The 20,253-nt window shown below is 56.8% G+C and carries 13 protein-coding genes, 3 rRNA genes and 3 pseudogenes (1 of these 19 only partly in view); 12 read left to right on the top strand and 7 right to left on the bottom strand.

Features of this window, described 5'->3' with window-relative positions:
* Positions 1-266 precede the first annotated feature (266 nt).
* The 3 genes and pseudogenes from I9H09_RS00925 to I9H09_RS00915 all read left to right on the top strand — a co-directional run.
* Positions 267-815, top strand: a pseudogene (locus tag I9H09_RS00925) (hypothetical protein); the annotation flags it as partial.
* A 95-nt stretch (positions 816-910) separates the two neighbouring features.
* Complete coding sequence (locus tag I9H09_RS00920; protein WP_122346831.1) at positions 911-1,462, top strand: hypothetical protein; 552 nt, start codon at positions 911-913, stop codon at positions 1,460-1,462.
* A 378-nt stretch (positions 1,463-1,840) separates the two neighbouring features.
* Positions 1,841-2,269 (top strand): DUF2628 domain-containing protein, encoded by a 429-nt coding sequence (locus tag I9H09_RS00915; protein ID WP_122346829.1) that lies wholly within the window; start codon positions 1,841-1,843, stop codon positions 2,267-2,269.
* A gap of 121 nt (positions 2,270-2,390) precedes the next feature.
* Here I9H09_RS00915 and I9H09_RS00910 read toward each other — a convergent pair whose 3' ends face one another.
* On the bottom strand, positions 2,391-4,835 hold the full coding sequence (locus tag I9H09_RS00910; protein ID WP_122346828.1) for a PEP-utilizing enzyme: 2,445 nt from the start codon (positions 4,833-4,835) through the stop codon (positions 2,391-2,393).
* Positions 4,828-5,310, bottom strand: a complete 483-nt coding sequence (locus I9H09_RS00905) for a hypothetical protein (RefSeq protein ID WP_053481642.1) — start codon at positions 5,308-5,310, stop codon at positions 4,828-4,830. The genes I9H09_RS00910 and I9H09_RS00905 overlap by 8 nt, the downstream gene beginning before the upstream one ends.
* A 387-nt stretch (positions 5,311-5,697) precedes the next feature.
* Between I9H09_RS00905 and I9H09_RS27025 the strand changes: the two genes are divergently transcribed.
* The gene (locus I9H09_RS27025) at positions 5,698-5,868 is read left to right on the top strand and encodes an acyl carrier protein (protein ID WP_183142428.1); all 171 of its coding nucleotides are present in this window, start codon (positions 5,698-5,700) and stop codon (positions 5,866-5,868) included.
* Positions 5,869-6,073: 205 nt separating this feature from the next.
* On the opposite strand, the gene I9H09_RS00900 is transcribed toward I9H09_RS27025, so the two are convergent.
* Positions 6,074-7,555, bottom strand: a complete 1,482-nt coding sequence (locus I9H09_RS00900) for a YdgA family protein (RefSeq protein ID WP_122346827.1) — start codon at positions 7,553-7,555, stop codon at positions 6,074-6,076.
* A 156-nt stretch (positions 7,556-7,711) separates the two neighbouring features.
* Here I9H09_RS00900 and I9H09_RS00895 point away from each other — a divergent pair, with 156 nt between their 5' ends.
* The 3 genes and pseudogenes from I9H09_RS00895 to I9H09_RS00885 all read left to right on the top strand — a co-directional run.
* Positions 7,712-8,401 carry an HAD-IA family hydrolase gene (locus I9H09_RS00895; protein ID WP_005895854.1) on the top strand — a complete coding sequence of 230 codons (690 nt, stop codon included), beginning with the start codon at positions 7,712-7,714 and terminating at the stop codon, positions 8,399-8,401.
* Positions 8,402-8,421: 20 nt separating this feature from the next.
* Positions 8,422-9,429, top strand: a complete 1,008-nt coding sequence (locus tag I9H09_RS00890; RefSeq protein WP_053932775.1) for an aldo/keto reductase — start codon at positions 8,422-8,424, stop codon at positions 9,427-9,429.
* A 318-nt stretch (positions 9,430-9,747) separates the two neighbouring features.
* Positions 9,748-10,122: pseudogene (locus tag I9H09_RS00885) on the top strand (GntR family transcriptional regulator); the annotation flags it as partial.
* A 7-nt stretch (positions 10,123-10,129) separates the two neighbouring features.
* On the opposite strand, the gene I9H09_RS00880 reads toward I9H09_RS00885, so the two are convergent.
* Positions 10,130-11,292 (bottom strand): IS3 family transposase gene (locus I9H09_RS00880; RefSeq protein ID WP_122346372.1). Its coding sequence is split into 2 segments (ribosomal slippage): positions 10,130-11,037 and positions 11,037-11,292, totalling 1,164 coding nucleotides; the frame shifts between segments, so codons are not numbered across the junction.
* Between the two features lie 67 nt (positions 11,293-11,359).
* Between I9H09_RS00880 and I9H09_RS00875 the strand changes: the two are divergent.
* From I9H09_RS00875 to I9H09_RS00855, 5 genes and pseudogenes are all read left to right on the top strand, one after another.
* Positions 11,360-11,725 (top strand): annotated as a pseudogene (locus I9H09_RS00875) (FCD domain-containing protein); the annotation flags it as partial.
* A 785-nt stretch (positions 11,726-12,510) separates the two neighbouring features.
* Positions 12,511-13,299, top strand: coding sequence for a DUF3050 domain-containing protein (locus I9H09_RS00870; RefSeq protein WP_053932776.1), 789 nt, complete (start codon positions 12,511-12,513; stop codon positions 13,297-13,299).
* Positions 13,300-13,319: 20 nt separating this feature from the next.
* Positions 13,320-14,267: a diiron oxygenase gene (locus I9H09_RS00865; RefSeq protein ID WP_122346826.1), complete on the top strand. Its 948-nt coding sequence runs from the start codon at positions 13,320-13,322 to the stop codon at positions 14,265-14,267.
* Positions 14,264-17,710 (top strand): non-ribosomal peptide synthetase, encoded by a 3,447-nt coding sequence (locus I9H09_RS00860; RefSeq protein ID WP_236502619.1) that lies wholly within the window; start codon positions 14,264-14,266, stop codon positions 17,708-17,710. Before I9H09_RS00865 ends, I9H09_RS00860 begins: the two co-directional genes overlap by 4 nt.
* A gap of 35 nt (positions 17,711-17,745) precedes the next feature.
* Positions 17,746-18,222, top strand: coding sequence for an SRPBCC family protein (locus tag I9H09_RS00855; protein ID WP_053481647.1), 477 nt, complete (start codon positions 17,746-17,748; stop codon positions 18,220-18,222).
* Between the two features lie 106 nt (positions 18,223-18,328).
* On the opposite strand, the gene rrf (I9H09_RS00850) is transcribed toward I9H09_RS00855, so the two are convergent.
* The 3 genes from rrf (I9H09_RS00850) to I9H09_RS00840 all read right to left on the bottom strand — a co-directional run.
* Positions 18,329-18,444: ribosomal RNA gene (gene rrf, locus I9H09_RS00850) — 5S ribosomal RNA — on the bottom strand.
* A gap of 107 nt (positions 18,445-18,551) precedes the next feature.
* A 5S ribosomal RNA gene (gene rrf, locus I9H09_RS00845) occupies positions 18,552-18,667 on the bottom strand.
* Positions 18,668-18,824: 157 nt separating this feature from the next.
* Positions 18,825-20,253, bottom strand: a 23S ribosomal RNA gene (locus I9H09_RS00840) (it continues 1,465 nt past the right edge of the window).

Raw genomic sequence — 20,253 nt, 5'->3', positions numbered from 1 at the left:
ACATTAATAGAGTGGCTATTTAGCATACAGGTTAAGGCAAATCTAAATAGCTTTGCCGTTTTACTCGACCCTTACTTAGAGCGTTTATTTTACGTATATCATTTGATCCACAGACATTCTTTAAAATTCAAACTGGAGAAAGGGGCTGCAACGTACCTCGATTGTAAGCTATTTAAAAACTTAAACTGTAGGGAGGGGTGCTGAGCTTTTTCAGCATCCATCCTGTTGTGCAGGTTGTACAGAAAGCTTTTACACCAGTGACCGTTGAACTGAGCCGCACCCTCGACAAACTGCGCGGCGAAACCCGTTACGAATACGAAGCCAATGGCCAGTTGCTGGCGCGCAACACCGGTCGAGTCGTCGATGGCGAAGAGTTCCGCTACGACGCTGCGGCCAACCGCCTCAACTTCAACACCAGCCGCTTGGACCACGTCAAAGACAACCGCCTCAAACAGTGGGCGAACCAGGAGTACAAGTACGACGCCTGGGGCAACCTGATTGAAAAAACCGTCGGCATCGTGCGCTGGCAAACCTTCACCTACGACTGCGAAAACCGCCTGGTCAAAACCGAGACGATGGCTGACACGCAGGTGGAAAGCACCAGCAGTTATCAGTACGACAGCCTGGGTCGACGCGTAGGGAAACAGTCCGAGATCAAAGGCCAGACCGAACACAAACACTTCCTCTGGCAAGGCCTGCGCATGCTGCGCGAAGAAAGCCCCGGCCAGAGCAGCCTGTACCTCTACGAGCACGGCAGCTACGCGCCGCTGGCCCGCGTGGATCAGAAGGAAGGCGAGACAGGGAACAAGGTTTACTAAGGCGGGTAATATCACTCCGCAAACGAAGTGAAGCGACAACCCCATCTACCAAGAAGACAACCGCCCCACCACAAACCCACCAAGGAAGAACAATGGGTAAACAATCTCGCAGCAAGCCGGCTTATCTGGAGCCCATGGCGATGCACCGCAGCCACGTCGCTGCTTTCCGCTCGCGTTATCTGATGTCCTTTCTGACACCGATCTTCATGGGCATATTCTCCCTCGCCATCACCGCGGGCATTGTGGTGGATGCGTACTTTCCGAATGATCTGGAGCGAGCGGGCCAGTCGGTGATGCTCTTGATGGGGGTGACACTGGTCTTGAGTTTCGGCGGCATCATGATGAGTCGCGGGCACGCCTGCGGGATGTGGATATTGGCGGCCATTCTGGTGGGCTGCTTTTTGGCTGTGTTGCCGACTGCGCCTGCGCATTGGCGGCGCTTTGAGCTGATGTTTTACGCACTGGGGCTGCTTTTCCCGCTGCTGGGCCTTTTGTCGCTCAACAGCCAGCGCGGGCGGGAATTGCGCGTGCAATGGGGAATTATTCGAGCCGAGCGCAAAGAGATTCGCCAGGAAATGCGTCGCCGCAAGGATCTTGAGAAACATCGTGAAAACCTGCGCAAGAGAAAAGCGCTCCGCAAATGATCAGGGTTCTCTCGAGACTTTCTCGCGCCCAACAAAAAACCCGCCGAAGCGGGTTTTTCCAAGACCATCCCGACTCCCTGTCGGCTGCCTCCCAGGCAATGGTCGGTCATCCTTGACCCTGATGAACTCCTGTTCACCAGTTGATGGATCCAATGCTACTGACCTTGCGTGGTCTCGGATATAGCCGACTTCCTCCAGCGCGTGTAAGCCTTTCGCTATACCGTGTTCTTTCTCATGGGCAAGAAACAAACGGTAACGGCGTAGTAAGCCGTCATTAAAGTCCATACAATCGCCCGCGCACGATGCAAAAGAGTAAGCCAGAAACACAGGATTTCCCGGAAGAACACGTCATCCCAACGGAACATGAGGAGTAGATCCATGAGAACAGCAGATCAGACTCAAAGCACTGGCAAGTACAGCGCCAAGTGGCAGGAGCGCTTCAACTTTTTCGAGACTTACGGTGCGCCGAACGACCCACGCTTCAAGCCGGCGGTAAACGCGCTGCCTGACTTCAAGAAGAAGCTGCTTGTTTGCGCCAATATCATCGCGTTTTTCTTCGGCCCGATTTATTTCTTCGTGCTGGGGTTGTGGAAGAAAAACCTGGCGCTGATCGGCATCATCATCGTGGTCAACATCGTGCTGAGTGTGCTTTTCGGGATCCTCGGAATGGAGGTTCCAAAAGCATTGGGCACAGGCTTGAACATCGTATTTTCCTTGATGTACTCCCTGACGGCCAATTACTCCTACTACCTCAAGGAAGTAAAAGGCGAGCAAGGCTGGAACCCGTTCAAAGGCATGCGTCTCTGACCTGAAGATGTAGCCAGCTGAATGCGCTTGGGGCCGCTCTCACAGGAGGTGAGTCCATAGCGCACCCGCCCCTCTCGATGAGGTGGCGGGTTCGCTGTGGATAAGTGGCCACCAGGCGTTGTCATTGCCCCTCGACCAACCTCAATTCCCCATCCGCGTATCGCACTTCCCTTCCCACCCACGCCATATCGACGTTCGGCAGCACCGCAGAAGGCTTGCGCAGTTCGCGCAGCAAAGTAGACCCGTGGGAAAGCCGCCCTCCCATGCGCGCGATCACGGCGCGTGCGTTCTGGTAGTGCGCGTGGCGTCCTGGATCAAGGGTGTCTTCCAGCAGAATGTCCTCGCCCAGAATACCCTGCACCTGCCCTGGGTAGATCATGAAACCGGTGGCCTGTTCTGTGCCTTCGCGCCCGTCCTGCCAGAAGCTGCCATCACGGCTGCGAATGTCTGGATGAGGTGCAAACCAGTGCTCTCTATCCGCAATGGGCATGGCGTGGTGCAGGCGGAAGAACAGACGCATCAGGTTGTCGCGGTACCACTCGCGCACTTGCAGGTAGTAACCGCGCATGCCCGGCAGACCTGCGCGGTGTGCTACGCGAATGAAACCTGGCCAGGCCGGAAATGCCTGCAATGGCAGGTCCGTGGAAGCCGGGCGCGGCGTCGCGGGGTCGGTTTCCCAGGGCAGCCGATGCGGGTAGTGCTCGAGGTCGTCGTACGCGGTCGGCGGACGTCCCAGCAGATCACCGCCGCTGCTCGCCAGCGAGGTGGCGATGCACAGGTTGCCCTGCACGACGAATACGTAGAAACGGGTGAACCAGTCGGCGAGTTGTTTGCCGTCTGCGCCTTGGGCGGTCAGCGTATGCAGCTCCCGGTCAAACCGATGCAGTTGCTGCTCCAGGGTCAGCAGATGGCCACGTGCAATGCGCTGCATGCGCAGAAACAAGGGCAGCGACCACAGCACGCGCAGTGGTTGCCAAGGCAGGTGCGGGGTCGCGCCGCCGACTTCACCGGCATAGCTGCTGGACGCAATGCCCCAGTCTGCCAGCCGCGCAAGAAACAAGTCGTTGTTGATGTAGGACGCCGCACCGAACAGTGCCGTGAACGGCTCGTTGTCCTGCAATATGCGTGGGTCCCAGCGCGCCATGATTGCCGGGATGCTGCTTGCAGCTCGTCGCTGAGCGTATTCCACAAAGCGGCTGGGCTGAGGCGGCAGGATCTCGGCAATGTTGGCGGCGGTCAGGTGCCTGCGCCAGCCATAATCACTGATGGGGCGATACTGCAGCAGCCATAGCTGGCTGCCGTCCCAAGCCCACTCGACGTCGCCTGGCACGTAATGGAAAACTCGCAGAACACCTTGCAGGAAGTCCCAGAGCATCTCCTGAGTCAATCCATGAATGGGCCTGAAGCTGCCGCTGTTCCAGGCGTCGCCGAGGCGCGAGATGATCGCTCGCTCGGGGCTCGCCTGACCATCGGCCAGCGACTCCAGATGGCCTTCGACCCACTCCAGCTCGATCGACAGGTGACGCACAAACGCGATGCCGGAGAGCACCGGCGTAATGAAGCGCTGCACCACAACCTCTTCGACCCCGGCGCTGTGCAGCTCTGCAATGCGCGCAGGCACGTTATGGGCAGGCTCGCGAAGAAAGGTGGTGCTCAGACCGGCATTTGCCGCATCGGCCTGATCCTCGCCGAAGCTGGACGAGCGCACTGCCCAGATAGCGTCAGGCTGATTGGCCAGAAACGCAGGCAGCGCCGAGTCATTACCCTGCTCAAGTGACAACGCCGCTGGCACTGGCTGGCCGGCGATGGCTGCCAGACGCAGGCGCCCGCCCTTGGTGTGTGCAACGAAGCCGCGCTCAGCGGATTCCAGCCAGTGGGCGAATTCAGCTGGCGAATCGATCCACGGGTAATGCCCCCAACCCGGTATGAGGCTGATGGTCAGGTCGGCACGCGCCAGAATGGCCGACCATGCGGCGGCCTGCTCGATACCCAGCACCTTGTCCTGATCGCCCCAAACCAGTTCGATCGGGTCCTGGACCCACTCCAGTAGCGGCAACGCGGTGTCGGCGCGCACCAGGTCCCAATACGGCACGAAGGCACGGCAGCGAGCATAGCCAGCTCCCATGCGTTGGTAATGCGCCGCAGGCCAGGTTTGTCTGGAAAACTTCTTCGCAAACAGCGTGGGCTTGTTGGCCAGCAGCCAGTGAATACTCTTGCGAATGGGCAGCGGCGACATCAATGCGGGCAAGCGCCGCTGCCATAGGAAAGCGCCCACGGGTGCCAACAGCACGCTTCTGCAGAAATGCCCCGGCTGGCGCTGTAGCGCGTGCATGACCAACAGGGCGTTGACGCCCACCGCCATGATTGCGCTGCCCCGCTCCGTCGCCGCCAGCAACGCATCGGCGTAGCCAGCAATGTCAGCGCACGGCGGCTGCGGGTTACTGCCGAAGCCGGGCAATTCCAGGGGTACAACCCGATAACGCTGAAAATGCGGAAGAACATCGTCCCACCATTCGGCACTGCTGCCGTTGCCCGCCAGCAGGTACATGAGCGGCAAGTCAGACATGACTACGCCCTCTCGACACATCGGCAGCCGCAGCGTACCGGTCATGGCGATAGAGCCAGATCAGCGGCGGCAGCAATGCCAGCAGCGCCGCCATGTCCAGCCATACGTGCGACCAGACACCGCCGCGCACGGAGATCCATATGTCCTGAGGCGCCCAGAGCAGAAGACCGGCGATCAGCCAACCCCAAGGCATGGCGCTTTTCAGGCGATTGCCCAAATGCACCAGCGCCAGCATGTACACCGAATAGGTTTGCAGCGTGGCGCCGAACAACGCCATCCACCAGACCTGTTGCGTACGCGCAGCGGCGGGAACCGCATCGGTCCAGAACGCCTGTTCGAGCGTTGTCAGGTAGCCATCGAGCAAACCGGCAAAGCCTGCCCAGGTGAACACGAGACTGCCCAGCACGTGAGCCCCGGCGACGGCGTATAACCACGCCACCAGCGTACGGCGCAGGGTGTCAGAAGAAAGCGGCATGCCAGGTCCTTGGGTCATTATCGGAAGATGCCGAGTCTAGCGATTTCTCGTCAGGCCTTATAGCGAAAAGGCTAGATGCTGGCTGCTCCTGATTCACCAGCGTAGGTACTACGGTATTTACCTGTAAGGTATGAAAACCCGTAGCAGCTTAGACATGTTCGGGCCGTAATATTCTCGGATTACCTCTGAGTGCGGCAGTTGTAAGCATTGTGCTGCATGATCTTGAGAACACTTGTCATTTCTAGCAGCAGACAGCTCTTCTGCTACGGCCTAATGTTTCCCTTCATAGCACGTTTACCCGCATGCAAGGAGCGCGCGATCACGAGCGAGATAACAGAAAAAGTGACAGAAATTTGGACCAACGCACTTGGCATATCAAAATAAGACATAAAACCGACAGACAGGTTTTTCGAATATTTAAAGCTGGATGAGCTGGATGTCGCTGACGCGTTTTTGGCTCTAGAAGATGCGCTTGGCTTCAGCATCCCGGACAAAGATACTGCCAAGCTCAATACCTTACAAAGTATCTTTGACTACGTGTCAAAAAACAGAACATGAACTCAACGTATGCGACCAGTAGTCCACGGCCCATTCAGCTACCAACGCTATTGAAGGCACTCCGTAGTCAATATACTGAGTAGCCCCAGTCGAAGTTCATTCGTCGGGCGCTGGGCGTGATTAGCACGCTGATGCAGGAAATGCCCACATCAGCTTGAAAGCGCTCGGGGACACGCATCGCGCAGCCCGAGCAAGCAGCCGCAGCTTACTGGCCGCCCAGTGCGCCGACCTTGCCCATGACGTTGCTCATGAACTGTTGAACGGTCATTTTCTGGCCGTTGAAGTCGACCATTTCGTTGGCATAGTGCAGGTCGGAGACGATGTTGTCGCCGTCGACCTTGGCCAGTTGCATCATCTCGGCCATGACGCTGGCCATGTCGCTGGCAGCCTTGGCCTGTTCTGCGATGACCTTGAGGTCGGTCTGGCCTTCGCGTATGGCCTGCTGTGTCGCAAGGTCGCGAATCATCGGCATGGACAAGACGACTTTAGCGTTGACCTCGCCGAGGGTTTTCAAGAGCAGCGCATCGGAAGGCTGATCAAGCGCCCCAGGATCGGTCAGGTCCACCGCGATGCGCATGTGGCTTTCACCGTTGCTGGTCTTGAGCGACAGCTTTTCCAGCTCGATATGCGGCTTGGCAGTCAGCAGCTTCTTCATCTGGGTGTTCATCAGTTCTTGATCGGCAGCGTTCAGCTCCAGACGGAAAGGACGATTCTCCAGCGCTGCTGCTTGTTGTTGAGGCAGGATTTTTTCCTGATACAACTGATACAGCGCCTGCGTGGCCATCACATCGAAATTGGCGATCTTGAAGCCCATGTGCCCGGCACCCACTTCCTTGCCGCCATAGGAAATCATGCCCGCATCGTAATTGACCTGCGCGGCCAGATTACCGGCGTCTTCCTGCGCCAGGTTGGTGTTGGTGAAGTCCTTGATCTGCACCTTTGGTTTGCCCACCAACTGGAAACCCGCATTCTGGACTTTCATGTTGGTGTGGCCCAGATAGAAGCCGGACTTGCCCTTGGTGCCGCCAGTGTCGAAGGTCATGCCCTTGACTTCGATGCTCACCGGACCTTCAGCTGACGCGACGTTGAGTTGCAGGTTATCCATATTGCCGGCGAGGCTGAATTTCTCGGCATCAGCGGACGACTCGACGTTCAGGTCCAGCCCCGAGAAGCTGAACGTCCCGTCCACATCGGTCATTTCCAGCGGAGCCATTTGCAGCGTGCCCCGGGTGGCGCGGTCATAGCTGATGCTGGCCTGCCCTTTCAGCGGCGGGACGCCCTTGCTCATCGCAAACCATTTGTCGGCGTCGGGGCTTTTTTCCATCTGGAAATTGCTCAGGACCATGACCGGCAGCAGGTTCAAGGTTTTCAGGCGCGACAGCGGTATGGGGCCGTGCTCGATCTGGTCAACAAACAGGAACTGGCCACCCTGGGTGCTATCGGACAGGTTCTGGATGTCGACACGATAATGCGCCGTGCTGCTGAAGAAGTGCTTTTCCAGCGAGACCATTTCCAGTTTGACGCTGGTGTCAGTGCCGTTGAATGATTTGGAAAGCTCCTGATTGGCCTTGCTGATGGAATCGTTCAGCGCGCCCTCCAGCTGATTGCCTGTGTACCAGGCACCTCCCGTAACCAATGCGCCCGCTACGACAATGACGCCAATCGCTATACCTGCTGATTTATTCATAGTGACCTGAAGATATCCGTTCTGATGATGGGGAAGTCGTACCGGGACCGGTAGCACAGCCCGAAAACCGCGAAAGATTATCAGAAACACAGGGTAGCCACGGTGTTCATGGAAACGTTAGGCTGAAAACCGAATTCGAAAACCGGACGGGATCACATGAGCGAACAGCACAACGAACGAGGCCCGATCAAGGCCGTCATCTTCGATATGGATGGTCTGTTGCTGGACACCGAGGGTGTCTACACGGAAGTCACGCACCTGATTGCCAGCCGACATGGCCGAACCTTCGACTGGTCTGTCAAACAACACACCATTGGCCGTGGCGCACGAGATTTCTCGGATTACGTGATCAAGGCGCTTGAACTGCCGATGTCGATAGACGAGTTTCTCGAGGTTCGGGAGCCCATGCTCGAAGAGCGTTTCCCACGCGCTGCGGCAATGCCCGGCGCCGAGGCGCTGGTGCGGCATCTGGCTGCCCACAATATTCCCATTGCGGTGGGCACCAGTTCGTCGGTGCATTACTTCCAGGCCAAGACGACCCTGCACCGCGCATGGTTCGAGCTGTTCGACACGGTCGTGACCGCCGATGACCCTGAAGTGGGCGCGGCCAAACCGGCGCCGGATATCTTTCTGGTCGCCGCACGCCGTCTCGGTGTTGCCCCGGCAGATTGCCTGGTCTTCGAAGACTCGCCGTTCGGTGTCACCGCAGCCAAGGCTGCCGGCATGTACGCTGTGGCAGTGCCGGACTCGCACATGCCGGTCGAGCAATACGAGCACGCAGATCTGCTGCTTGCCTCATTGGCCGACTTCCCGCTCAAGGCGTGGGGGTTGCCTGAACTCGATTGAATGACAAGGAGATGATGAGCATGGATTATCGAACCCTCGGCCAGTCAGGCCTCAAGGTTTCTACATTGACCCTCGGCTCGATGATGTTCGGCGAGCAGACCGGTGCCGAAGAGTCACTGCGTATCATCGACAAGGCCAGGGATCAGGGCATCAATTTCATCGACACTGCGGATGTCTACAACGGCGGTCGCTCGGAAGAAATCGTCGGCCGGGCCATTGCGGCGCAGCGCAGCGACTGGGTGTTGGCCACCAAAGTCGCCATCGGTCCTGCAGACGGCCTGCCCAACCGGGCAGGCCTGAACCGCAAGCATATCTTCAACGCCATCGAGAACAGCTTGCGGCGACTGGATACCGACTATGTGGATATCTATTACCTGCACAAGGAAGATCAGAACACTCCGCTGGAAGTTACGGTCTCGGCGATTGGCGACCTGATCCGTCAGGGCAAGATTCGCCACTGGGGCGTGTCGAACTTCCGCGGCTGGCGTATCGCGGAAATCGTCAACGTCGCGCAACGTCTGGGTGTCGACAAGCCGGTCATCAGCCAGCCGTTGTACAACATCGTCAACCGTCAGGCCGAAGTCGAGCAGATCACTGCTGCGGCCTATCACGGGCTGGGTGTGGTGCCGTTCAGCCCGCTGGCGCGTGGAGTGCTCAGTGGCAAGTACGCCCCGGACATCGCTCCGGACAGCGAAAGCCGGGCCGGGCGTCAGGACAAGCGGCTGCTGGAAACCGAATGGCGCGTGGAGTCGTTGCGTATCGCGCAGCGGGTTCAGGAGTACGTGCAGGACAAAGGTGTCGGTATCGTCGAGTTTGCCATTGCCTGGGTGCTCAACAATCAGGCGGTGACTTCGGCGATTGTCGGGCCCAGAACCGAACAGCAGTGGGACGGCTACACAAAAGCGCTGGCGGTGAAGATCACGCCTGAAGATGAGGCCTTCATCGACTCGCTGGTCACACCCGGACATGCCTCCACACCCGGTTTCAATGATGTTCAGCACTTTGTGTCCGGCCGCCTGGTTCGCTGAGTCGCGTCTCACCTGCGGCCTTATGCCGCGAAGGGCAGCAGCATGGCGCGCTGGAACGGCTGTTCCAGGCGCTTTGGCGCAAAAAAACGAGGTCGAAACCTGGTGCTTTTGAGCGCTCGTTCGGTGCTGAGGCCGGATGAGCGTTAAGATAGGTGTGCATTTATTGACCACCGGAGGCTGGGAATGCCGCCCCGGATCATGCAACAACACACAATGAAGCTTCTATTTTCGCGACGTGCAGGCAAGGCTTGGCTAGTCTGTCAGCAGCCCCGCGATTAAGTGGACCCTGTCCAGTCAGGTTGATGAAGAAGTAGGCCGATGCGTAAATCAGATAGAGAAGCCTTTCTGGGCTCCGTATTGGGCAATGAGCAGCCTCCGGCGCACCTTGCCCGATCAGTTATTGAAGAAAAACTGCGAAACGCCATCATCGATGGCAGCTTACCGAGCGGCACGGCCTTGCGTCAGCAGGAGCTGGCAACGCTGTTCGGTGTCAGCCGGATGCCTGTGCGTGAGGCATTACGCCAACTAGAGGCGCAGTCTCTATTGCGCGTCGAAACGCACAAGGGCGCGGTGGTAGCGCCATTGATCACCGAAGACGCTGTAGACGCCTATGCCCTGCGGATCCTCCTGGAGTCCGAGGCGTTGCGCCTGTCCATTCCGTTACTGGATGCAGAGGACCTGGCCGTCGCCGCTGTAGTGGTCAACTGATCCCGGACACGACGTTAAGTTTTTTCTCGTACTGAGCGGGTGCCAGTCCATTATTGAACTGGTGTGGCCGAACCCAGTTGTAGCGATGCATCAGATAATGACTGATATCCCGCTGTGCCTCTTGGGCCGTCATGTAGCCCACGGCGGGTATCCACTCGGTTTTCAAGCTGCGGAATACACGCTCCATCGGCGAGTTGTCGTAGCAATTACCTCGGCGACTCATGCTCTGGCGCATGCGGTATCGCCAAAGCCGCTGGCGAAACTGTCGGCTCCCATATTGGGAGCCCTGATCTGAGTGAAACAGCAGGCCCTGAGGCTTGCCGCGTTGCTCATAAGCCATGTCCAGCGCCTTGATGACCAAGTCCGTGTCCGGTTTGTTTGAAAACGCCCAGCCCACCACCCGACGCGCATAAAGATCCATAACCACCGCCAGGTAATGCCATTTTCCTTGCGCCCAGATGTAGGTGATGTCGCCACACCAAACCTGATTGGGCGCGGGTACATCGAACTGCCGATTCAAAATGTTCGGAATGTCAGGCCTCTCCACTGTTGCTTTTTTATAAGCATGAGAGCCAGGTTGCTTGCTGATTAATCCCAGTTCCCGCATCAGGCCACGTACCTTGAACCGGCCAATTTGCTCGCCATCTTCCTGCAATACCGAAACGATACTGCGGCTGCCAGCAGCGCTTCGACTTTGCCCGAACAGCTCATTGACTCGACTGAGTAAACGAACCCGCTCGGTGTCTGGAGCCCGACGCCGCTGGCAATGGTCGTAGTAGCACGAGCGAGGTGTCTCGAACATCTCGCACAGCAATTCGATCGGCTCATGGGCACCTAGCTGATCGATCAGCGCAAGCGCTCGTGTTCTTCCGACATCAAGAGCGCGGTAGCCTTTTTTAAAATGGATTTCTCCCGCTCAAGACGAGCGATGCGCGCTTCCAGCTCCTGAATTTTCTGCTGCTCGGGCGTCAGGGCTTTGCTCTGAGGCGTCACGCCATTGCGCTCCTGCTGGAGCTGGCTAACCCAGCGACGCAGCGCAGACTCGACCACTCCAAGCGAGCGAGAAGCTTCGACATGGCTATAACCTTGATCGAGCACGAGGCCTGCGGCCTCACGTTTGAATTCAGCGGAGAAGGTACGGCGTTGCTTGGTCATCAGACACCTCTATATCTGGCGATATTCTCGCCTAAATGAGTGTCCGGAATCATTAGACCACTACACCGCACGTTGTATCGAACAGCTTGAGGTAGAGACTGACTTCGGCCAGATCGGCAAGCTCAATCGATTGTTCCACTTGTCGTTGTACGCCAAGACACGCAACAAGCGCCTGATGCGCCTTGTTGAAGAAGGCCTGAACGAAGAAGAGCGTTTTCTGCGCTTCAATCTTTCAGCCATGGGGCTGGGCAAGCTTTCTCAGGATGATCACTGGGAGCTGCTGCGGCTTGCCGAGCAGAGGGCCGTCGAGCCCTGTGTAGAAGCCTTGAAGCTGCACCTCAACCGCGGCGTCAAGGCGGTAACTGAATACCTGAACAGCAACAAGGCTATCAACGCAAAGCCTGCCCGCGCATCGAAGAAAAAACCCGCCTGAACAAGCGAAGCGTTGATCTGCCGGCGTTGAAACATAGCTGGCAGATTGACCGACCGCCCTTATCTGCCCCCTCCTCCTCGCAGTCTCGGCACCTGGCATGGCACTTTCATATCTATTTTACTGATCGCGGGTGGCCTGACACTGGAATGAGGCAAACTCGGTCGTGGTCCCAGGGAACCCAACCGGAGGGTATTCCATGGAGACGGCTGGAGCTGTCCGCGCAGCATCGGGGCAGTTCTCTGTTCATCTGAACTCAATGGATAAGGAGTTGCTGAACGGGGCACACACCTATTGGAAGTCATTTCCAATGATCGCCCATAAAAACCCATCACTCTGATTAGACGGCTTAACGACAACGCTGAGCGAGGCATTCGCTCATTAGTAATTATTCTGACCCTCTTCAGTCGGAAGGGTTGTCTGCGCCTAAATAAAACATTGAAAGAATGTTTTATAGCCACCCGCTTTACTTTAAAAAAACATCAATTAAATATTATTAAAAATTGATTGCATGCCTGATTAAATTTGTTTTAAGTTTTCTACGCAGCCAACCACCTTGTTGCTGCACCGCTAGGCCATCATGGCCTTCAGCAACCCAGCAGCGTCTTTAACTGACGACAAAACCCACACAGGACTGTGTGGCCCACTGTGAACTAATGCTTTGAACAGCAGGACGTCTTTCGCCTGCCAACCGGTAAGTTTCGGCCTTATTTATAACCACCAACCGCCACGCACCAAAGAAAAACTGCGCCACTTAAAACAACTAACATGACCAAAAGGATATCGCCATGTCTTGTGAGAAAACGCTACTCGCTTATCAAAAAGCAGCACTAAGCCGTCACCCGATCTTTGCAGAAATTACCACATTGCCTGTGCTGAGGCGTTTTATGGAGACCCACGTATTCGCGGTGTGGGACTTCATGTCTTTGACCAAGCGTCTGCAGCAGGAATTGACCTGCACGCACCTGCCCTGGCTGCCACCGATGGACGCCTCCGCTGCCCGTCTGATCAATGAGATCGTGCTGGGAGAAGAGTCCGACGACAAACCGGGGCATGGCCACTACAGCCATTTCGAACTCTATCTGGACGCCATGCGCGAAATCGGCGCAAGCACCGCGCAGATCGAGCGCTTCATCGAACTGCAACGGCAAGGCATCCACTACTCGACGGCGCTGCAGCAGGTCAATGCCGGTCAGGCGGCCTCGGCCTTCGTGACACACACGCTCGAAACAGCCCTGCACGCCCCCGCACACAGCGTTGCTGCGGCATTTTTGCATGGTCGCGAGAGCGTTATACCGCAGATGTTCCAGAGCATTCTTGATGACTGGGGCATCACCGTCGATCAGGCACCGACTTTTCGCTATTACCTGGAGCGCCATATCGAAGTGGACTCCGAAGACCACGGTCCTGCTGCAGAGCACTTGCTGGCGCGCCTGGTTGGCGACGACGCGCAACGGGAAAAAGAGGTTTACCAGGCGGCTATCGCAGCCGTGAAAAGCAGGGTCCGGCTGTGGGACACGCTGCGCATCAGCATGCAGGCACCACTGGTGCAGGCCAGCTCGGTTGCAACACTCTGACCCCCTAGAAGGAAGTCACCATGAGAGCAGAAGACTACACGTCGTTCATCGATGCGTGGGAAAGCCGCGCGACCATTCGTACCCGCCCACGCAGAATTGTCGAAAACGATGAAAAACTGATCTATCCCCTCAGCCGCCAACCGTTGGTGCTCAGCGACACATTTAGCCGGGAGTGCGCGCATTTGCGCGATTACGCGCTGGTGCAAAGTCTCTACAAGTTCATCAACGATGTGGTGATCTTTGAAACAGAGATCGTCGACAAAACGGCGCGCAGCATCGCCAAGGACAACTTCACCATCCGCTTTCCGTTTGCCTGCCGCTATGACGCGATGACGGTGGTGGTCGATGAAGATTATCACGCATTGGTGGCGATGGACTTCATGCAGCAAACCATCGCCCTGACTGGCATCCAGCCCATTCGGCTGCCTGAAGAGATCGAGCTCAGCCGTGCCATTCCCGCAGCCCTCGCCCTGGCTCCGGAGCATCTGCGCAGTGCGGTGGAGCTGATCTGCGTCGCCATTGCGGAAAATACCGTCACCAACGACGTAGCCGCGTTCGCCAAGGACGACTCGGTCAAACAGTCGATCAAGGGCCTTATGGCGGATCACTTGCTGGACGAGGGAAGGCACTCGGGGTTCTGGGCGCGGCTGGTGCGTATTTACTGGCACACGGCAGCCGAACAGGACCGTGAGTGTATCGCCCTCATCATGCCGGTGTTCATTGCTCAATATTTGACCAATGATATTCAGAGCGGCTTCGATTTCGCTCTAATTGATCACCTCGAAGTGCCTGAGCCGGTCAAACAAGCTCTCAGGGCTGAAACAACGGCGATGGATTTCCCGGTCAATCGCCATCACCCGCTGATCGGCAACATCGTGCGCTTCTTCAAGAGCAGTTCGATGCTGGAAGATCCTTGCGTGCAGCGTGCGCTTGCGGACTACCTCCCTGCCCAGAGCACGGTGCAATGAAGCGCCTGGAGATCGTGCTCATCGGTCATAGCTCGACCCTGAGCGAACTGCATGCCGAGCTGCTGAATCATGGTCATGGCGTGCGTCATCTGCCTGACCGGTACGCGCTGTCGGGCTTATCGATATCTGACGCATCGATCCTGATCAACGATGGCAGCCTGACGTCGGATGAGGCTCCGCAAAGCGATGACAGGCCTGTGCAGCTTAGCCTCAGAGTCGGGTTCAGCCGGCCTCGGGAACACGCGCAACCTCGACTGGAACTGTTGTGTTGGGAAGGCCCTGCTGACGCCAGACGATTGATTGCTTGCGAGTGCCTGCCGGTCGAGCCGTCCGGTAACGGGCGCATGCTGCGTGATGAAGCGGTGGCAAGAATGGTGGACCTGGCGGCACTGCAGGTCAGCCGCTTTTCCAGAGACGAAAATTACTTCAACACCCTGCCGACTGCGCAACTTGCCTCATATGCACGGCAGGAGGGTTTGCAGGCAGTGGATCAGTTGCTGTTCGAGCATCGCCTGAATCAAACGGCGCAGCCGCACTTGTTGAAACTTGCCGATACCCCGGTCACCGTGCGGCTGGAACAGGCATTGCGGAGGTTTGTTGAACGCCCTGCACTGTCGATTCAGAATCAGACGTTCAGCTATCGAGAGCTGCATGCGCAGAGCGTCGCCATCCAACGCATTTTGCTGCAGGCGCTCGTGCCTGCCACTGCCGATACACCCCCGGTCATCGGCATTTGTCTGCCCAAGTCACCTGAACTGTACGCAGGCATCCTGGCCATTCTTGCCTGCGGTGCGGTTTACCTTCCGCTTGATCCTGGTCAGCCCCTGCAACGGCAGCAATACATCCTGGAAAATTCGGGTGCGATACTGTTGCTGCACGATGGCTCGCATCCGCTGGCGGCGGCCGAATTTCCTGCGCTGAACATCAGTGCCCTCAGCTTGGCCGACGATGTGGCTTCGACGCCGAAAGTCGTCCGGCCGGGTGCGGATACCCCGTGTATGGCGCTGTACACCTCAGGCACCACCGGGCAACCGAAAGGCGTATTGCTCAGCCAACGCAACCTCAGCCATTTCACTGCCTGGTATGCCGAGTACGTGAGCCTGAGCGAGCACAGCCGGGTGCTGCAATTTTCGACGCTGAGCTTTGATTCGTCGGTCATCGATATCTTCCCTGCCTGGCTGAGTGGCGCCCAACTGGTGGTGCCGAATGAAGATCAGCGCCGCGATCCGTCACAACTGATGGAGGTACTGCAGGCAGGCATCACTCACGCGTTTCTGCCGCCGGCGCTGCTGAGCATCCTGCCGCTGGATCAGCCGCTGGGGCTTGAGCATGTGGTGACTGGCGGAGACGTCTGTGAACCGCACGTTATCGAGCAGCTCAGCGGGCAGTGTCGTTTCCACAATCTGTACGGCCCGACTGAAGCCACAGTATTGGTCACGGCCTGTGAGTTCGGGTCTTCCAGCAGCAATCGGCAACTGGGGAGACCGATTGCCAACAGCCAGGTGTGGATTCTCGACGAGCAGTTGCAGCCTGTCGCCGAGCAGACTCAGGGTGAGCTGTACATCGTGGGGCCGGGTGTGTGCCTGGGTTACGTGAACAACCCCGAGCTTACAGCCGAGCGCTATGTGTGGCTTACGCTGCCGGACGGGCAACAGTTACGCGCCTATCGTACTGGCGATATCGCCAGGTGGACGGCAGACGGCATCGCTTTGGTTGGCCGCCGTGACAATCAGGTGAAAATCCGCGGCTTTCGGGTGGAGCCCGAAGAGATAGAACATTGTCTGCGCGCCAGTCAGTTGTACCGGCAAGTCGCGGTCGTAGTCGACGGTCAGCGTCGAATTCTGGCGTTTATCGCGCAACCCTACGCTGCGCACGATGAACAGGCGTTGAGAGCACATGTGCAACGCCTGCTGCCGGAGTATATGCACCCGGCTGCGTACACTATGTTGCCCGGCATGCCGTTCTCCGACAACGGTAAGGTTGATCGCAAGGCGCTGCTGGAAATACCGCTGAGTTTTACAGAGCAGCACCGCCTTCGCCTGCCTGCCAGCGAGCAGGAACAGACGCTGGTGGATTTGTGGGCCGAGCTGTTGGAGTTGCCGCCGGGTGATATCTCGACGGACGAGAGCTTTTTCAATCTGGGCGGCCATTCGATTCTGCTCTCACGCTTGTTGCTCGGGGTTCGTGAGCGGTTCGGGCGCAGTATCCCGATCAACCGCTTTATCGAAGCACCGACTGTACTGACACTGGCCAGCCTGCTAGCCAGCGACGGTGCGTCAGCCCACACAGTGAGCCCTCAGGCGCTGGAGGATGCAAACACGAGCATCACCCTGGCGGCATTGCCTGTCAGCAAGCTGGGTGATGTTCATAAAGTGATCGTTACCGGTGCCAACGGCTTTCTCGGTGTGCATATCGTCGAAGCGCTATTGAATTGGGGGGCGACTGAAATCGCCTGCCTGGTGCGTGAGGCTCCGGGGCAAAACGCGCAGCAGCGCTTTGAGCATTCACTCCGGGAAAACCGGCTGGAACACCTGGACCTGAGCCGTGTGCGCGTTTACGCAGCGGATATCGCGCTGCCCGAACTGGGCCTCAGTGAGGAGGTGTACGAACGACTGGACCGTGAGTTCGGGGCGCTGATACACAACGCAGCCAATGTAAACCATGTTCAGGACTATGAAGCACTGGCCAGAGACAACGTCGCCCCCATCTTCGCGTGCCTGAAGCTGTGCGAAGGACGCAGCAAGAAGATCTTCAACTTCGTTTCGACGTTGTCCGCATCGAGTGCTGTCGATGCGACCGGCAAGGTGCTTGAGCAGCCTGCAGCCGATACACCGCCGATCTACATCAAGAACGGCTACAACCTTTCGAAATGGGTGGCTGAGCGGCTCCTGCAGCGTGCCAAGGATCAAGGCGCGTGGGTAAACATCTTTAGACCCGGGAACATCGCCTTCAACAGCAGCACCGGTGTATGCCAGCCACAGAAGAACCGTTTGATGCTGATGCTCAAGGGCTCTTTGCAGCTGGGCCAGGTCCCGGCGTTCGACATCCATTTCGATCTGATGCCGGTGGACTTTCTGGCGCGGTTCATCAGTTTCCATGCCAGTCGCCATGAGCCCGAATGCGCTGTCTTCAACTTGCATAACCCCGAGCCCTTGAGCTGGAGCTGTTACGTGGAAGCCTTCCGCGAAGCCGGGTGCCCATACGAGTTGGTCAGCGTAGCGCAGTGGCAGACCCAGCTCAGCAGAGTCGACAGTCAGAACGCGTTATTTGGCGTGCTGGGTTTTTACCTCGACGGCTTTGAAGAGGACATCGGCGACATTTCGATGATCGAGTATCAGAACGCCTTGAAAGGCATCCGCCTCATGGGCGAGCGCTACCCACGGAAGACCCCGACACTGCTGCGCAGGGGTTGCGATTACCTGAAAGAAATCAACTTCATCTGAGCAATAGCACCCTGACGTAATAAATGGAGAAAGACATGCATACATTTCACAGCCATCTGAAGCCGGACACCCTGATCAAAAACCCACACATATGCCGCGTGGTATGCGCAGTGAATGTCGCTGGCGATGCGCATGACGTATGGGCAATCGTGGGTAATTTCGGCGGGTTTCAAGCATTCATAACGGCGCTGGACAGTACCGAGGTTACGGGCGCAGGAGCAGGCTCGGTTCGCAGGAAGCTGTTCAAGGATGGCAATGTGGCCATTGAGCAGTTGAACACTCGTGATGATGATGCGATGTACATGACCTGGTCGCTGATCCATACCAGTCTGCCGGTCAGCAATCTATGGGCGGCCATGACTGTTGAGGCTGATGGTGAAAAAACATGCGTGGCGAGTTGGACGATTATTGCCGATCCTGTTCAAGGGGGGCCAGAGGGCGAAGCCTTTCAAGATTTTCTCCAGGGCTTTGCTGAAGGGGCAATGGGCAACGTGCGCAATCTGTTTGCCTGAAAACAGGCCTCTAGGTAGGAAGGCCGGAATGGGTTCTCAGACTTAGTGCTGGCCCATAACGACAAAACCCCTCATCGCGTGAGCGATGAGGGGTTTCGGAATTCAATCTTGACGATGACCTACTCTCACATGGGGAAACCCCACACTACCATCGGCGATACATCGTTTCACTGCTGAGTTCGGGATGGGATCAGGTGGTTCCAATGCTCTATGGTCGTCAAGAAATTCTGTTGCTGATCCGTTATCAGGTAACGTTTCAGCGAATTTTGGTTACTTCTACTTAAACAAAAACCCTCAACGCGTAAGCGATGAGGGTTTCTGGAATTCAATCTTGACGATGACCTACTCTCACATGGGGAAACCCCACACTACCATCGGCGATACATCGTTTCACTACTGAGTTCGGGATGGGATCAGGTGGTTCCAATGCTCTATGGTCGTCAAGAAATTCGGGTACCGAGTCGTGCCATACGGCGCGCTTCAGCAAATCGGGTATGTGACAGTCAGTTATTCAGGTGTCGCTTGTGACGCAAACTTTCGGTTCGTGTCATCTTCACAGTCACCGCAATCTGGTCATTCGACGCAAATTGCTTGGGTGTTATATGGTCAAGCCTCACGGGCAATTAGTATTGGTTAGCTCAACGCCTCACAGCGCTTACACACCCAACCTATCAACGTCGTAGTCTTCGACGGCCCTTCAGGGAACTCAAGGTTCCAGTGAGATCTCATCTTGAGGCAAGTTTCCCGCTTAGATGCTTTCAGCGGTTATCTTTTCCGAACATAGCTACCCGGCAATGCCACTGGCGTGACAACCGGAACACCAGAGGTTCGTCCACTCCGGTCCTCTCGTACTAGGAGCAGCCCCTCTCAAATCTCAAACGTCCACGGCAGATAGGGACCGAACTGTCTCACGACGTTCTAAACCCAGCTCGCGTACCACTTTAAATGGCGAACAGCCATACCCTTGGGACCGGCTTCAGCCCCAGGATGTGATGAGCCGACATCGAGGTGCCAAACACCGCCGTCGATATGAACTCTTGGGCGGTATCAGCCTGTTATCCCCGGAGTACCTTTTATCCGTTGAGCGATGGCCCTTCCATACAGAACCACCGGATCACTAAGACCTACTTTCGTACCTGCTCGACGTGTCTGTCTCGCAGTCAAGCGCGCTTTTGCCTTTATACTCTACGACCGATTTCCGACCGGTCTGAGCGCACCTTCGTACTCCTCCGTTACTCTTTAGGAGGAGACCGCCCCAGTCAAACTACCCACCATACACTGTCCTCGATCCGGATAACGGACCTGAGTTAGAACCTCAAAGTTGCCAGGGTGGTATTTCAAGGTTGGCTCCACGCGAACTGGCGTCCACGCTTCAAAGCCTCCCACCTATCCTACACAAGCAAATTCAAAGTCCAGTGCAAAGCTATAGTAAAGGTTCACGGGGTCTTTCCGTCTAGCCGCGGATACACTGCATCTTCACAGCGATTTCAATTTCACTGAGTCTCGGGTGGAGACAGCGCCGCCATCGTTACGCCATTCGTGCAGGTCGGAACTTACCCGACAAGGAATTTCGCTACCTTAGGACCGTTATAGTTACGGCCGCCGTTTACCGGGGCTTCGATCAAGAGCTTCGCTTGCGCTAACCCCATCAATTAACCTTCCGGCACCGGGCAGGCGTCACACCCTATACGTCCACTTTCGTGTTTGCAGAGTGCTGTGTTTTTAATAAACAGTCGCAGCGGCCTGGTATCTTCGACCGGCGTGGGCTTACGCAGTAAATGCTTCACCCTCACCGGCGCACCTTCTCCCGAAGTTACGGTGCCATTTTGCCTAGTTCCTTCACCCGAGTTCTCTCAAGCGCCTTGGTATTCTCTACCCAACCACCTGTGTCGGTTTGGGGTACGGTTCCTGGTTACCTGATGCTTAGAAGCTTTTCTTGGAAGCATGGCATCAACCACTTCGTGTTCTAAAAGAACACTCGTCATCAGCTCTCGGCCTTAAGATCCCGGATTTACCTAAGATCTCAGCCTA

The organism is Pseudomonas tremae (genome assembly GCF_023278125.1).
Taxonomy (GTDB): Bacteria; Pseudomonadota; Gammaproteobacteria; order Pseudomonadales; family Pseudomonadaceae; genus Aquipseudomonas; species Aquipseudomonas tremae.
This window is presented reverse-complemented; position numbering and strand designations above follow the sequence as displayed.

What these genes read in the sequence shown, in the direction of transcription:
- I9H09_RS00915 (WP_122346829.1), top strand. Translation starts at nt 1,841, where the DNA reads ATGAGAACAGCAGATCAGACTCAAAGCACTGGCAAGTACAGCGCCAAG.
- I9H09_RS00895 (WP_005895854.1), top strand. Translation starts at nt 7,712, where the DNA reads ATGAGCGAACAGCACAACGAACGAGGCCCGATCAAGGCCGTCATCTTC.
- I9H09_RS00855 (WP_053481647.1), top strand. Translation starts at nt 17,746, where the DNA reads ATGCATACATTTCACAGCCATCTGAAGCCGGACACCCTGATCAAAAAC.
- I9H09_RS00905 (WP_053481642.1), bottom strand. Translation starts at nt 5,310, where the DNA reads ATGCCGCTTTCTTCTGACACCCTGCGCCGTACGCTGGTGGCGTGGTTA.
- I9H09_RS00890 (WP_053932775.1), top strand. Translation starts at nt 8,422, where the DNA reads ATGGATTATCGAACCCTCGGCCAGTCAGGCCTCAAGGTTTCTACATTG.
- I9H09_RS00910 (WP_122346828.1), bottom strand. Translation starts at nt 4,835, where the DNA reads ATGTCTGACTTGCCGCTCATGTACCTGCTGGCGGGCAACGGCAGCAGT.
- I9H09_RS00865 (WP_122346826.1), top strand. Translation starts at nt 13,320, where the DNA reads ATGAGAGCAGAAGACTACACGTCGTTCATCGATGCGTGGGAAAGCCGC.
- I9H09_RS00860 (WP_236502619.1), top strand. Translation starts at nt 14,264, where the DNA reads ATGAAGCGCCTGGAGATCGTGCTCATCGGTCATAGCTCGACCCTGAGC.
- I9H09_RS00870 (WP_053932776.1), top strand. Translation starts at nt 12,511, where the DNA reads ATGTCTTGTGAGAAAACGCTACTCGCTTATCAAAAAGCAGCACTAAGC.
- I9H09_RS00920 (WP_122346831.1), top strand. Translation starts at nt 911, where the DNA reads ATGGGTAAACAATCTCGCAGCAAGCCGGCTTATCTGGAGCCCATGGCG.
- I9H09_RS00900 (WP_122346827.1), bottom strand. Translation starts at nt 7,555, where the DNA reads ATGAATAAATCAGCAGGTATAGCGATTGGCGTCATTGTCGTAGCGGGC.